This window comes from Streptomyces sp. NPDC002536 (assembly GCF_053594995.1).
The window spans coordinates 39166-54394 of record NZ_JBSFWU010000024.1; the positions used below are offsets into that span (position 1 = coordinate 39166).

General features: G+C 71.7%; 6 protein-coding genes. 4 read left to right on the forward strand and 2 right to left on the reverse strand.

Going from position 1 to position 15229, the window contains the following annotated elements; all coding sequences use genetic code 11:
- Window positions 1–21 precede the first annotated feature (21 nt).
- From ACWD4B_RS11735 to ACWD4B_RS11750, 4 genes are all read left to right on the forward strand, one after another.
- Window positions 22–5589 carry an SDR family NAD(P)-dependent oxidoreductase gene (locus ACWD4B_RS11735; protein ID WP_451420590.1) on the forward strand — a complete coding sequence of 1856 codons (5568 nt, stop codon included), beginning with the start codon at window positions 22–24 and terminating at the stop codon, window positions 5587–5589.
- Entirely contained in the window at window positions 5582–9421 is a 3840-nt protein-coding gene (locus tag ACWD4B_RS11740; protein ID WP_451420591.1) for a type I polyketide synthase, read from the forward strand. Before ACWD4B_RS11735 ends, ACWD4B_RS11740 begins: the two co-directional genes overlap by 8 nt.
- Entirely contained in the window at window positions 9418–10641 is a 1224-nt protein-coding gene (locus ACWD4B_RS11745) for a cytochrome P450 (RefSeq protein ID WP_451420592.1), read from the forward strand. The genes ACWD4B_RS11740 and ACWD4B_RS11745 overlap by 4 nt, the downstream gene beginning before the upstream one ends.
- Window positions 10642–10735: 94 nt before the next feature.
- Window positions 10736–11506 (forward strand): DUF6228 family protein, encoded by a 771-nt coding sequence (locus ACWD4B_RS11750; RefSeq protein ID WP_451420593.1) that lies wholly within the window; start codon window positions 10736–10738, stop codon window positions 11504–11506.
- Here ACWD4B_RS11750 and ACWD4B_RS11755 read toward each other — a convergent pair.
- Together ACWD4B_RS11755 and ACWD4B_RS11760 are read right to left on the reverse strand one after the other, a co-directional pair.
- A complete protein-coding gene (locus ACWD4B_RS11755; RefSeq protein ID WP_451420594.1) occupies window positions 11406–13361 on the reverse strand; it encodes an ABC transporter ATP-binding protein in 1956 nt (651 codons plus the stop codon). The two genes, ACWD4B_RS11750 and ACWD4B_RS11755, sit on opposite strands and share 101 nt — an antisense overlap.
- Window positions 13358–15097: an ABC transporter ATP-binding protein gene (locus ACWD4B_RS11760; protein WP_451420621.1), complete on the reverse strand. Its 1740-nt coding sequence runs from the start codon at window positions 15095–15097 to the stop codon at window positions 13358–13360. Before ACWD4B_RS11760 ends, ACWD4B_RS11755 begins: the two co-directional genes overlap by 4 nt.
- Window positions 15098–15229: the final 132 nt, after the last annotated feature.

The window sequence follows — 15229 nt, forward strand, 5'->3', positions numbered from 1 at the left end:
ATCCGTCGCAGGGAGTCGTTCATGCCCGATGAAATCAGCACGCTCCGGCAATATCTGAAAAGGGTTACCACCGATCTGTTACGCACCCGGGAGCAGTTGCGTGACGCAACCGAGCGGTCCGCCGAGCCGATCGCGGTGGTCGGCATGTCGTGCCGGCTGCCCGGCGACGTGGCCTCGCCTGCCCAGCTGTGGGACCTGGTGGCTGCGGGCACGGACGCCATTTCGGCCTTTCCCGGGGACCGGCACTGGCCGATCGAGGAGCTCTACGACGCCGATCCGGAGTCCCAGCAGGCGCGACGGTCCTACGTGCGCGAGGGCGGCTTCCTCAGCGGGGCGGGCGATTTCGACCCCGCGTTCTTCGGGATCTCCCCGCGCGAGGCGCTGGTGATGGACCCGCAGCAGCGGTTGGTGCTGGAGCTGGCCTGGGAGGCATTGGAGTCCGCGGGCATCCTGCCGGACTCGCTGGTGGGCGAGCGGGCCGGGGTTTTCGTCGGCGCGTCCAGCAACGACTACGAGATGCTCTGGCAAGGCACCGACCAGTTCTCCCAGTACGGCATCACCGGCAACACCATGAGTGTGATCTCGGGCCGGATCAGCTACGCCCTGGGCTTCCACGGCCCGGCCCTCACCGTGGACACCGCCTGCTCGTCCTCCCTGGTCGCCACCCACCTCGCGATGCGGGCCCTGCGCGCCGGCGAGTGCCCGATCGCGCTGGCGGGCGGTGTGACGGTGCTGAGCACTCCGGAGACGTTCGTCGAGTTCTGCGGCCAGGGCGTCACCTCCCGGGACGCCCGGATCAAGGCGTTCGCGGCCGGGGCGAACGGCTCGATCTGGGCCGAGGGGGCGGGTCTCCTGGTACTGGAGCGGCTGTCCGACGCGCAGCGGCACGGCCATCAGGTGCTCGCGGTGCTGCGCGGCTCGGCGGTCAACTCCGACGGCACCAGCAACGGGCTCTCCGCACCCAACGGCACCGCCCAGCAGGAGGTGATCCGTACCGCGCTCGCCGACGCCGGACTGTCCACCCAGGACGTCGACGTGGTCGAGGCGCACGGCACCGGCACCCCGCTCGGCGACCCGGTGGAGGGCACCGCGCTGGTAGCGACCTATGGCCGGAACCGGCCGCCCGGCCGGCCGCTGCTGCTGGGCTCGCTGAAGTCCAACATCGGGCATACACAGGCCGCGGCCGGCGTGGCCGGCATCATCAAGATGATCATGGCGATGCGGCACGGTCTCGCGCCGAAGACGCTGCACGTGGACAGCCCCACCCCGAAGGTGGACTGGGGAGTGGACGGGGTCAGCGTGCTCGCCGATGCGATGCCCTGGCCGGAGACCGGCCGAGTGCGCCGCGCCGCCGTCTCCTCCTTCGGGATCAGCGGCACCAACGCCCATGTCGTGCTGGAACAGCACGTCGAGCCGGAGGCGCCGGAGCCCGGCGAGCCGTCCGCCGGTCTGGTGTGGACGGTGTCGGGCCGGACCGAGGACGCGCTGCGCGCCCAGGCGACCCGGCTGCTGGCTTTCGCCGAGTCCGGCGATGCTCCCTCCGCCGAGGGGCTGGCGCACGCATTGGCCACCCGCCGCACCCACTTCCGCCACCGGCTGGCAGTGCCCGGCCGGGACCGGGCCGAACTCACCTCCGCGCTGCGCGGCCACCTCGACACCGGCCTGGTCCCCGATGTGGCGGTGGGCGCTGCGGCCGGCGGCGGGATGTGCATGCTGTTCACCGGCCAGGGCGCGCAGCGGCCCGGCATGGGGCGGCAGCTCGCCGCCTCCTTCCCGGCGTTCGCCGAGGCGTTCGACGAGGTGTGCGAGCTGTTCGACCGGGAGCTGGAGAGTCCGCTGCGGACCGTGCTCGACGGCGAACCGGACCTGCTCGACCGCACCGACTACGCCCAGGCAGCCCTGTTCGCGGTGGAGGTCGCGCTGTTCCGGCTGATGCACTCCTGGGGTGTGCGCCCGGACCTGCTGCTGGGACATTCGATCGGGGAGATCAGCGCGGCGCACGTGGCCGGGGTGTGGTCGCTGCCGGACGCGGTCCGGCTGGTGGCCGCCAGAGGCCGCCTGATGGCCGCGCTGCCCGAGGGCGGCGCGATGCTGTCCGTGCAGGGCACCGAGCAGGACCTGGCCCCCTGGCTGGCGGGGCGCGCGCGGCGGGTGTCCGTCGCAGCGGTGAACGCCTCGGACACGGTCGTCGTCTCCGGCGCGGACGAAGACATCACGGAGCTGGAGGCCGACTGGGCGGGCCGGGGACGGCGGACCCGGAGGCTGCGGGTCAGCCACGCGTTCCACTCGCCGCTGATGGAGCCGATGCTGGCCGAGTTCGGCACGGTTCTGGCCGGGTTGACGACGCACGATCCGGAAATCCCGGTGATCTCCAACCTCACCGGCGAGCTGGCCACGGCGGAGCAGCTGCGCTCGCCGGCGTACTGGACCGCGCACGTCCGGCAGGCGGTGCGGTTCCACGACGGGCTGCGCACCGCACGCGAGGCCGGTGCACGCGTCCTGCTCGAACTGGGACCGGGCGCGGTGCTTTCCGCGCTGGCCGGGCGGGATGCCGGGCCGGACGAGGCGGTGGTGCCCACCCTGCGCGGGGCCGATCGTGACGAGACCAAGGACGTGCTGCTCGCCCTCGGCGCGCTGCACACGCAAGGCGTGGAGGTGGACTGGCCCGCCGTGCTGCCCGCCGCACCCGCCAGGACGGCGGACCTGCCCGCCTACGCGTTCCAGCACGAGAGGTACTGGCTGGTGCCGGACGGGAATGGGCTGAACCTGCGTTCCACCGGGCTGCTCCCGGTGGGCCACCCGCTGCTGGGCGCCATGCTGTCCGCGGCCGAGGGCGACGGCGTGCTGCTCACCGGCAGGCTGTCCCTGCAGTCGCACTCCTGGCTGGGGGGCCACCGGGTGCGCGGCATCCCCCTGCTGGCCGGCACCGGCTTCGTGGAACTGGCGCTGGCCGCGGGCGAGCACGTCGGCTGCGACCTGCTCGAACAGCTGACCGTCGAGGCACCGCTGGTCCTGCCGGAGCACGGCGGGGTGTCGGTGCAGGTGGTGGTGGGCAACACCGAGGAGACCGGCCGCCGCCCGGTGCGGGTGTACTCCCGGCCGGAGGGCGTGGGCCAGGCCGAGCCGGGCCCATGGCGGTCACACGCCTTCGGCTACCTGGGTGTCCGCACCGCGACGCCGGGCACGGCTCTTGCGCACTGGCCGCCGCGGGATGTGCGGGAGATACCGGTCGCGGACGTCTATGACGAGGTGGTGGAGGGCAGGCACTTCCGCTACGAGGGCGCGTTCCGAGGTCTGCGGACCCTGTGGCAACGCGACCACCCCGACGGGAGCTCGGAGATGTTCGCCGAGGTCGCCCTCCCCGCCGAAGCGGCGGGGGACGCGAAGCGCTACAGCCTGCATCCGGCGCTGCTGGACGCGGCACTGCACGCGGTCGGTCTCGGCCCGCAGCTGGACGGGATCGACGAGGGCAACGGCTCGATGCCGTTCTCGTGGTCGGGGCTGTCGCTGTTCCGGGCCGGAGCCTCGATGGTGCGGGTGCACGCCACCGGCAGGAACGGTGACGTGGCGATCACGCTGGCGGACGAGACCGGTGCCACCGTGGCCACGGTGGACTCCCTGGTGTTCCGGCCGCTGCCCGCTGATGAGTCCTACCTGCTGGGACCGGCCGAGGACGGCGCGGAACTGCTTGCACAGGACTGGGTGCCCGTGCGCCGGCCCTCCGCAGTGGACGATTCCGGTGCGTGGCACGACCCTGGGACCGGTCGGCTCGACCTCGCGACGCTGGCGGACGCGGGGGACCCGGTGCCGCCGGTGGTGGTGCTCCGCCCGGCCCGCCCTGCCGGGGACGACGTCACCGCACGGGTCCGCGCCGCGCTCACCGAGCTGACCGGGCACCTGCGCGTGTGGCTCACCGACCAGCGGTTCGCCGGTTCGCTGCTGGTGGTCTGCACCGAGCGCGCGCTCGGCGTGCGCGCGGGCGACGAACCCGACCTGGCACTCTCCGCGGCCTACGGGCTGGCCCGCTCGGCACAGAACGAGTACCCCGGTCGCCTCCTGCTGGTCGACGTCGACGAGCCGACCGACACCGCGTTGCGCGACGCGGTCGCCGTCGCGACCGCGGCCCGTGAGCCCCAAGTGGCGCTGCGCGCAGGCGAGCTGCTGGTACCCCGGCTGCACCGCGACGACAGCCCGGCGCAGAGCGACGGCGGCTCGGCCGCCCGCACGCCCGACCCCGACGGCACCGTGCTGATCACCGGTGGACTCGGGTCGCTGGGCCGCACGCTGGCCCGGCATCTGGCAAGCCGGGGCGCCCGCAGGCTGCTGCTCCTCTCGCGCCGTGGCGCGGAAAGCCCCGGCGCCGCGGAACTGGTCGCCGAACTCCGCGAGCTCGGCGCGCACGCCGAGCTGGCGCGCGGCGACGTCGCCCGGCGGGACGACGTGGCCCGGGTGCTGGCCGAGGTGCCCGCGGCACACCCGCTCACCGCTGTGATCCATGCAGCCGGTGTGCTGGACGACGGCATGGTGGAGTCGCTGACCGATGGGCAAATGGAGAACGTGCTGGCGCCGAAGGTCGACGGGGCCTGGCACCTGCACGAGTTGACCCGGGAACTCGATCTGGCCGGGTTCACATGTTTCTCCTCCGCCGCCGGCGTGTTCGGCACCGCGGGCCAGGGGGCCTACGCCGCGGCGAACGCCTTCCTGGACGCGCTCATGAACCAGCGGGCCGCCGCCGGGCTCCCGGCCCGCTCGCTGGGCTGGGGCCTGTGGGCGCCGGACAGCGGGACCAGCACGACCGGCGGGATGGGCGGCGGGCTGGCCGCCGCGGACCGGGCCCGCATGGACCGCACCGGGATCCGCGCACTGACCGTCGCGCAGGGCCTGGCCCTCTGGGACACCGCGACGGGCTCGGACAGGGTCCACCTGGTGCCCATCGGGCTGGATCTGGTCACCGTGGCCGGTCTGGGAGAGGAGGGCATTCCGCCGTTGCTGCGCGATCTGGTGCGCCCGGCCCGCCGCCGGCGCTCCGCGCGGTCCGCCGCGCCCGCCGAGTCCCCGGCGGACCTGGCCCGCAGGCTGGGCAGGCTGAGCCCCACCGAACGGGACCGGCAGCTCCTCAACCTGGTGCTCGGTCACATCGCGGCCGTGCTCGGCCACCCGTCGGCGGACGGGGTACCCGCGGACGGTCCGTTCGGAGACCTCGGATTCGACTCACTGAGTTCGGTCGAGCTGCGCAACCGGCTCAACACCGCCACGGGTCTGAACCTGCCCGCCACATTGGTGTTCGACCACCCCACTCCGGCCATCCTCGCGGCGTACCTCGGAACGGAGGTCGCACCGGATGCCGCCGGCACGGAGGAACCGGCGGACGGCCCTGCCGAGCGCGGCCCGGACCGGCTCTCCGGACTCGCGCAGGCGGTCGAGGAGGCGCTGGCCGGCGAGAACGCGCAGCGCGACGCGCTGCGCGGACAACTGCGGGCGGCGCTGCGCGTGCTGGACGGCGAGCCGGGGCTCGGGGCGGACGAGCTGAGCTCGGCCTCCGTGGACCAGCTCTACGCCTTCGTGGACCGGGAACTCGGCGATGCGTGAACCAGCAGCCGGGGCCGCCCGGCCGACCGGAGAGGAATCGAAAGCTGTGGGCGAGGATCCGAAGCTCGTCAAGTACTTCCAGCGGGTCACCGCGGAACTCCAGCGCACCCGGGAGCGGGTGCGGGAGCTGGAGAACCCCGTCGACGACCCGGTGGCCGTGGTCGGCATGGGCTGCCGGTTCGGCGGTGGGGTCGGCTCGCCGGAGCAGCTGTGGGAACTGCTCGCCGCGGAGCGGGACGTGATCACCGGATTCCCGGCCGGCCGCGGCTGGACCGAGGACCAGATCTACCACCCGGAACCGGGCACGCCGGGCCGCTCCTACGTCCGGCACGGTGCCTTCCTCGACGACGCGGCCGACTTCGATGCCGAGTTCTTCGGCATTTCGCCGCGCGAGGCGCTCAGCATGGACCCGCAGCAGCGGATCGCGCTGGAGGTCACCTGGCAGGCGCTGGAGTCCGCCGGTATCGATCCGGCCGGGCTGCGCGGCAGCCGCACCGGCGTGTTCCTCGGACTGTCCAACGCGGACTACGCCACGGCGGTCCGCGAGATGCCCGAGGACATGCTGGGCCAGCTCTCCATCGGCAACGCGGGCAGCGTGACCTCCGGCCGGCTGGCCTATGTGTTCGGCCTGCAGGGGCCCGTGCTCACGGTGGACACCGCCTGTTCCTCGTCCCTGGTCGGGATCCACCTGGCCGTGCAGTCGCTGCGCGCGGGCGAGTGCACCCTGGCGCTCGCGGGCGGGGTGACCGTCCTGTCCAGCCCGCTGCTGTTCATCGACTACGCCCGGCAACGCGCCTTGGCGCCGGACGGACGGTGCAAGCCCTTCTCCTCGGCCGCCGACGGCACCGCGTGGGGCGAGGGTGCCGGGATGCTGGTGCTGGAGAAGCTTTCCGACGCACGTCGCAACCACCACCCGGTGCTCGCGCTGCTGCGCGGATCGGCGATCAACTCCGATGGCACCTCCTCCGGGCTGACCGCCCCGAACGGAACCGCGCAGCAACAGGTGATCGCCGACGCGCTCGCTTCGGCCGGCCTGTCGCCCGCGGACGTCGACGCGGTGGAGGCGCACGGCACGGGCACCGCGCTCGGCGACCCGATCGAGGCGCAGGCGCTGTTGGCCGGGTACGGCCGCCACCGCGGCGACCGGCCGCCGCTGCTGGTCGGCGCGGTGAAGTCGAACCTCGCCCACACCCAGGCCGCAGCCGGAGTCGCCGGCGTGGTGAAGATGGTGCTGGCCATGCGGCACAGCACGCTGCCCAGGACCCTGCACATCGGCACGGCGACCCCCCGGGTCGACTGGGCGCAGGGCGGGGTCGAACTGCTCACCAGCGCAGTCCCGTGGCCGCGCGACGGGCGTCCCCGGCGGGCGGGCGTGTCCGCGTTCGGAGTCGGCGGCACCAATGCCCACGTGATCCTGGAGGACCCAGGGCCCGACCCGGACGCCGAGCCCGCCGACCGGGCCGTCCCGCCCCTGCTGGCCTGGACCCTGTCGGGCAGGACCGAACAGGCGCTGTCCGCGCAGGCGGCCGCGCTGCACGAGTACCTCGACCGGGCGCGCCCGGATCTGCTGGACCTGTCGTGGTCGCTGGCCACCACCCGGGCGCACCTGCCGCACCGCGCGGTGGTGTTCGGCTCCCGCCCGGCCGACCTCGCCGCGGGCCTGACCGCGCTGAGCACGGGCCGGAACGACACCGGGAGCGCCACAGTGGCGGTCTCCGGCACCGCCGTGCGGAACGGCACCACCGCGTTCGTGTACCCACACGAGTGCACCCCGGCCGTGGTGCGCGCGTTGGCCACGCAGTACGCCGACGCCGAGCCGTTCGCCGAGCACCTCTCCGCATGTGCGGCCACGCTGGCCGGGCTGGTCGGCTGGTCTCTGACGGACGTGCTTCGCGGCGACCCGGACGTGCCACCACTGGACCGGCCGGACGTGTTGGCCCCGGCCACGCTGGCCGTGCTGACCGGCGTGACACGAACGTGGTGCGCGTCCGGGGTGCGCCCGGCGGCGTTGGCGGGACATGGATCCGGCCGGCTGGCCGCGTCCTGGGCGGTCGGGTGGCTGTCCCTGTCCTCGGCGCTGCGGATCGCGTCCGGGTGTCCCGCAGGCGTTGAACCCGACGCCGTGGATGTCCCGCCCCCCGCGCCCGGTGTGCCGGTGCTGTGCGGGGACACCGGCCGCTGGCTGCGGGACCGTCCGGCCGAGGACGACTACCGCACGGTGCCGGCCGCCGAATCCGGCCTGGCTGCCCGCGAGCTGCGGGCCGACGGCCATCGACTGCTGCTCGTGTTCGGTGGGGACACCGCGGGCATCGCCGCCGCGCTGTCCGACGGTCCCGCCGTGCTGACCGTGCCGGAGGAGACGGAAAGCGCGGTGACCGGTTCGGAGGCGATCGTGCGCGCACTGGGCCGCGCGCACGTGATGGGCGCGGCGGTGGACTGGCGTGCCGTCCTGGCCGGCGCCGGTGCGCGGCGTATCCCGTTGCCCGGCTACGCTTTCCAGCGCAGCCGGTACTGGATCGAGCGCGAGTGGACCATGCCGCTGCTGATCTCCGACGACCCCGGGACGCGCGAGCCCGATCGGCGCTCGCCCGCGGCTCTGCTGTGGGCACTGCCCGAGCAGGAGCGCAACGGCCACGTCGAGACGCTGATTCGTGAGTGCCTGAACCGGGCGCTGGGCAACAAACCGGACGACCAGGTCGACGCCGAGGACACGTTCCGCGATCTCGGGATGGACTCGCTGGGCGCGGAGGATCTGCGCGATCAACTCACCACCGATGCCGGTGTGGAGATCGAACTCGCCGACGTGCTGAACTACCCCACGGTGGTCGACCTCACCGAGCGCCTACTGGAAAAGCTGGCCGCCCGCGCCGAGGAGGGCACGCTCGACGAGATCGGGGGGACCACCCGGTCCGGGAACAAGGTCCCGGAATCCGGCACCGGGCCGGTGGACCCGGCGCCCGAGAACGCCGACGAAAGCGACGGCAGCCTGGCCTCGTTCTACATCCGGGCGATCCGCACCGGCCGGATCAACGTCGCCCTCCGACTGGCCCGCGCGGCCTCCGAGACCCGCGACACGTTCGACCAGGACGATCCGCGCGATCTCGCCGAACTGCGCCGGGTGGGGGTGGGCGCGGGTGGCCCCACGATCGTCGGCCTCACCCCGCCGATCTTCCCCAACCTGGACCTGCCCTACTCCTACCTGCACACCGGGCTGGACCCCGCGTCCGACGTGTGGTCGCTGTGGTCGCCCGGATTCGCGGGTGAGGCTCCGCTGCCCGCCGACCGTGCCGCCCTGATGCGGATGCTGGCGAAACCGCTGCGCCGTGAGCTGGCCGGCACCCCGTTGATCATCGCGGGCTACTCCTCGGGCGGCTGGCTGGCGCACGACCTGGCCGCGCATCTGGAGCAGACCGGCGTCCCCGTCACCGCGCTGCTGCTGCTGGACTCCTACCTGCCGGAGGAGGAAATGGAACAGACCGAGACCCGCAGCGAGTTCATGCGCGAGCAGATCCGACGACGTGACCTCATGGGCATGTCGCTCGACCGTCCCGACCGGACCGTGACCACCAGCGGCCAGATCGCGGCGATGGGCGGCTACAGCAGGATCTTCAACGGCTGGCGGCCCGGCCCGCTGGAGGCACCGATCCTGCACCTGCTCGCCAGCGAGGTCGTCGCGGGCATGCCCACCAGCTCGGAGGACCACCCGTTCCCGGCCGAACTGGCGCACAGCGTGCGCAAGCTGCCCGGCGATCACTTCACCATTCTGTCCCAGCACGCCGACATGATCTCAGCGAACCTGCACGACTGGCTGACGGAGGTGCAGCCCGCATGACGACCGTTCCCGATCTTCCCGACGCCGCAGAGGCACTGGAACACTTCCCCTTCGACGACGGCCGCGGCATCGAGGTCAACGAGCGGTTCCGGGAGCTGCGGCAGCGCAAGGGGCTGCTCCGGGTGCGGTTCGCCTACGGTGAACCCACCTGGCTGGTCACCCGCTACGAGGACGCCCGGCTGGTGCTGGGCGATCCGCGGTTCAGCCGCGCGATGTCGGCCGGCCGGGACTACCCGCGCCAGGATGAGGCGACGGACGTGGCCCGGCTGATGACCCTGGATGCCCCCGAACACACCCGGCTGCGCAAGCTGTTGGCCCAAGCCCTCAGCAAATCCCGTATGGATGCGCAGCGCCCGACGGTGCACGCGGCGGCGGACGATCTGCTGTCGTCGGCGATGAACGCCGGGCCGGGCATGGACATCGTGGTGGACTACGCGCAGCAGATCAGCGTGCTGTCCATGTGCGACCTGCTCGGCGTGCCGGCCTCGGACCGGGAGGCGTTCGAGTCGACCAGCGCGGCGCTGCTCCCCGGCAGCGCCGTCGGCCCCGAGGACATGATGCGGCGGTTCGGTGCCCTGCGCACCTGCACCGAGCGGTTCATCGCCGAGCGCCGGGCCCGTCCCCGCGACGACCTGATGTCGGCGATGATCCAGGCCCGGGACGAGGAGGACCGGCTCACCGACACCGAGCTGATCGACCTGGTCTTCACCCTGCTGCTGGCCGGGTTCGAGACGATCATCACCCAGATTCCGAACTGCGTCCACGTTCTCACGCGGGGCGACCGTGTGCTCTGGAACCGGCTGCGTGCGAATCCGGCCGAGCTGCCGGCGGCGGTCGAGGAGCTGCTGCGCAACAACGCCTCGGCCGGTGCCGGCTTGTTCGTCCGCTACGCGCGGGAGGATGTCAACGTCGGCGGCACGCTGGTGCGCGCGGGCGAAGCCCTGACCGTCGCCAACGAGTCGGCCAACCACGACCCGGCCCGATTCGAGGACCCCGACGCGATCGACTTCACCCGGCCACCCGGTGGACACCTCACCTTCGGTCATGGCGCGCATTACTGCGCCGGCGCCCAGCTCGGGCGCATCGAACTCCAGGAGGGACTGCGGGTGTTGCTCACCAGGACCCCGGAGCTGACCGTCCGCGACATCACGTGGAAGGAACGGCCGCACGTCCGGGGGCCGGAGGCGATGCGCGTGACCTGGCAGGGCGGCCCGGAATGACCGCCACTGGCACCGGGTCTGCCGGCTTCCGGCGGGTAGTGGCAGGTCGGCTGGAGTTGTAGATGCAGGGAGGGCGTAAAGGCTCGGCGGGTGTTTGTGCCGTCGAGCCGCGGGCCCCGGTCTGACCGCTCGCGTCAACGAGGTCGTCGCCCGGATCTGGGACAGCGATCTCACCGTCTTCCTGGAGGAACCCGTCGCCGACTACCGGGGATGGGCCGGCGAACGGAGCCGGCATACCCACGACCGCGACCTGACGGTGTCGGCGGGCGGTGGAGCGCAGCCGCGCGGGCGGTACGCGGTCGAGGACGTCCAGGGCGCGCTGTGCGGCGTCGTCGGGGTGGTCGGCGGCCTCGGCGCGGGCGAGGACCAGGGGCGCTGCTGTCCACCCGGGGGTACCGGCGGATTTCTGCAGGAGCTTGTCGACGAACCGGGTCGTCATGAAGCCGTCAAGGTCGTTGCCTTTGGGCTTGGGTGCCTTGAAGGCGTGGTGCAACAGCTGGCCCATGCGAAAGCTTCCGCAAAAGCCCATGACGTAGGGTCCGTTGAGGAACACCTTCGGGTCTTTGCGGACGGTGAGCCTGCATCCGGAAATACCGGCGGAGTCCCCGCCGATATGCACCCGGCCTTCGTTGATGAGCCCGACGATCACGGTCAAGATGCGCTCTCCTGTCGGTTCTGGTCGAGTTCGTGGAGCTTGGTGTTGGTGAGGCTGAGAGCGTGGTGCTCATCAGCCCCAACGTGCGGTATCCCCCCGCCCCTTGGCATCAGGCGTCTGCGGGTTGCCCCTTCCTGGAAGCGGGTACGGCTTTGTTCCCGTACTGGGCGGCCTGGAGTTCGTACAGCTCGCGGTAGTGGCCGCCGATGATGGCCGTCAGCTCGGCGTGCGAGCCGGATTCGAGGAGCCGACCTTGGTTGAGGACGTAGATCACGTCCGCGGTGGCCGTGGCGGCGAGCCGGTGGGTGATGAGCAGCACGGTGGTGATGCCGTCGTCGGTGAAGGAGCGCAGCGACTCGAACATCTCGATCTCGGCTTTCGGGTCGAGCGCGGCTGTCGGCTCGTCGACGATCAGCAGATCGCGTTCCCGGTAGACGGCGCGCGAGATCCCGATGCGCTGCCATTGCCCTCCCGAGAGGCGCACGCCGCGTTCGAAGTCCTTGACCGCGATGGAGTCCCAGCCGTGGGGCAGTTCTTCGACCACCGTGCGGATGTCGGCCCGTTCGGCTGCGGCTTCGATCTTCTCCTGGTCCAGCGGCCGGTCGGCGTCGCCGATGTGGATGTTGGCCCGGACGGTCATCGGCCAGCAGTCGACGTCCTGCGGGAGCAGGGCGACCCGGTCGAAGACGCTTTCGCGGTTGGCTTCGCGGACGTCGGTGCCGTTGTAGGAGACCGTCCCCGTGGCGGGCAGGTAGAGGCCGGCGATGAGGCTGGCGAGCGTGGTCTTGCCCGAGCCGTTCTCACCGACCAGAGCTACCACCTTGCCTTTCGGGAGGGTGAGCGATACCTGGTGGAGTGCGTCTCGTTCGGCGCCGGGGTAGCGGAACGTGACGTCGTGGAGGGCGACTTCCACGCCTTCGCCTTCGATGCTGGTGCCGTGGTCGGGGATGGCGTGCTGGGCGCCGAGCTGGATGGCGTTGTTCATGTCGGTCAGGTACAGCGACTCCTCGCACATGTGGTTGAGCTGGGTGACGATCTGGTTGAGGTAGCCGGTGGCGTTGCGGATCGCCAGAACGGCGGTCCCGGCTGCGGCCAGCGGCATGCCGCCGGCGATCAGCAGCCACCACAGCAGTCCGTAGGCGACGATGCGGGCGGTGCCGGACATGGCGGCCGTAACGATCTCTGTCATCGCTTCCGCGCGTGCCAGGCGGGCTTTCTCTGCCGCGGCGGTGCGGCCCATGTCTTCCTGCGCGTGGATCAGCAGTCGCCCGGCTCCGTGGACCCGTAGTTCCGGGGTCGCGCTGGCCCGGGTGATGGGCCAGAGCAGGACGTCAGTTGCCCGGCGGTGGTCGACCCAGGCGTGTTGGGAGGCGTAGGCACGGCGCATGACGACGACCGCGCCCCACCACCGCGGTGCCGCGATGAGCAGAAGCGCAGCCAGGAGGAGAGGGTGCAGGGAGGCGAGGACGACGGCGGCGGCGCCAAGGCTCATCAGACCGCTGACGATCCATACCGAGCTGGAGAGCATGCGGCGTACGGAGTCGGTGCCGTACTGGCCGAGGGCGAGGCGGCGGTGGATGTCCTTGTCTTCCATCGCGGACATCTCGACCCGCGTCATCATGCCGTAGTACGCCGTCCGGCACGACAGCTCGATCTTCGGATACAGGCGCCCCTCGATCTGGACGATCAGACACCCCAGGAGCACCGACCCGGCCGAGGAAGCGCCGCCGAGCAGGAGTGCGGGTAGGGCCTCGCGCAGCTTGTCCGGGGTGGGGCCGTTGGCGAAGAGGTGCACCAGCACCTGGTTCGTCGCCACGAGCAGGAACGCGGACATGGCGCCGGAGGCCAGCTGCGCGGCCACCAGCACCATCAGGGCCCGGGGGTCCTCGCGCCACGCGATACGGCCGATCATCGCAAGCATGCTGGGGAACTGCCGGGCCATGGCCCAAAAGCTCATGCGCAGCAGTGGGTCGGAGTACTTCGCCCATGCCTTGTCGTGCCGCAGCGCGCCGGAGAACAGCAGCTTCTCGCTCTCCGACAACGGGGCTCGCTTCTTGTCCGTCACCGGCTCCCCCCTCGGTCGAGACTGAGTTCGTGCAGTTCCTGGAAGAGCCCGCCACCCTTGACGAGCTGGTCATATGTGCCGTGTTCGACGATGTGCCCCTTGTCCATGACGATGATCCGGTCGGCCACCTTGGTGTTGGCCAGCCGGTGGGTGACCACCACTGTGATCCGGCCCGGGGCGATCTCGCGCAACAGCTGGAACATCTGGTGCTCGCCGCGCGGGTCCATGTCCGAGGTCGGTTCGTCCATGACGACCACGGCCGGCCGCCGGTACAGCACGCGGGCGCAGGCGATGCGCTGCCACTGCCCGCCCGACAGACTGACCCCGCCCCACAGCTCCGTGGCGAGCAAGGTGTCCAGGCCGTGGGGGAGTTCTTCGAAGGCGCCCCGCATTCCCACCGCTTCGACGGCTTCCCACACCCGGTTGTCGTCGAAGGAGACGGGCTGGCCCATGGTGATGTTGTCGCGCGCGGAGACGGGCCAGTAGCCGAACTGCTGGGTGACGAACCCTGTCTGCTCCCACACCTCGTTGACATCCACACGGGACACATCCACGCCGTCCCAGAGGACTTGGCCCTTGTCGGGGGTGTAGAGGCCGGTCATCAGGCGGGTGAGGGTGGACTTGCCCGACCCGTTCTCGCCCAGCACGGCGATGAGTTCGCCCCGGCGCAGCGTCAGCGTGACCCCGTCGACCGCGGGCCGCTCCTTGTTCGGGTAGGTGAAGACCACGTCCCGGACCTGGATCGATTCCGGCTCGCGCGGCGCCGGGACGGTGCCAGCCACGGGCATCAGGGCCTTGGACTCTTCGACGAACCGGCTCCAGTCCCCGAGGAACAGCGACGAGTGGAACAAGCTGGCGGCGTAGTGCACGACGTTGGTCAGGTTCCCCAGCGCGGTGCGCACCGCCAGGACAGCGGTCGCCGCGATCGCCAGGGACACGCGGCCGGACACTGCCAGCCACAGCAGCGTGCCCCACGCCAACGACAGGCACAGGCCACCGAAGACGGCCGCGATGAGATTCGCACGCAGCTGCCGCCCGGCCCCGACCAAGGTGCGGTCGTCCAGACGCTTGGAGAGGGTCCGGTACCAGTACGACAGGTACCCGGCCATGCTCATCCCGCGGACCTCGTCGGCGAGTTTGCCCGCGGTGACGTACCAGCGCATCATGCCGCGCACGTTGCGGCCTGTGCTGTTCGCGTGGTGGACCTGGTGCTCGATCCGCGCCTCCGCCATCGCCCCCACCCCCGACGGCAGCACCGCCAGCACCAGGACGGGCAGCATCAGCGGATGCAGGGCGGTCAGGACACCGAACGCCGCCACCAGCTTGATCAGCGCCGACATGAACGACTGCACGTCATAGATCAGCCGGTCACAGCGCACCGACCCGGTCTCGGCCGCCTCATGCTCCTCGGAGAACTCCGGCCGCAGAAAAGCGGCCAGCTCCACCCGCAGCATCGCCTCGACCACCGCGACGTCCGCCGCCGTCATCAACCGCGGCTTCAACCGCCCGACCGACCACGACGCCAGCCCGTAGGCGACCCTCCCCACCCCGGCCGCCACCGCGATCACCACCAGCGCCGGCAGTGCCTGGTGCACCCGGTACGACACCGAACCGGACCCGAGAACCGGCACCATCGCCCGCGCCGTCGCCGCCAACGCCACCGCCGACCCGATCCCGTAGACCACCTGCGCACCGACCATGACCAGCACGTCACGACGATCGATCCGCCACGCCATCCGGAACACCTGCGCCAGCACGGCCGGGATCGTCGTCACCAACTGCCCGATGCCGTACCGGTCGAACGCCGACTTCGTCCACTGCGCCTTACGCTCGATGTCCACCGGCTCCGGATACGGAGGCCGTGTCCG

What these genes read in the sequence shown, in the direction of transcription:
- ACWD4B_RS11735 (WP_451420590.1), top strand. Translation starts at nt 22, where the DNA reads ATGCCCGATGAAATCAGCACGCTCCGGCAATATCTGAAAAGGGTTACC.
- ACWD4B_RS11740 (WP_451420591.1), top strand. Translation starts at nt 5,582, where the DNA reads ATGCGTGAACCAGCAGCCGGGGCCGCCCGGCCGACCGGAGAGGAATCG.
- ACWD4B_RS11745 (WP_451420592.1), top strand. Translation starts at nt 9,418, where the DNA reads ATGACGACCGTTCCCGATCTTCCCGACGCCGCAGAGGCACTGGAACAC.
- ACWD4B_RS11760 (WP_451420621.1), bottom strand. Translation starts at nt 15,097, where the DNA reads ATGGCGTGGCGGATCGATCGTCGTGACGTGCTGGTCATGGTCGGTGCG.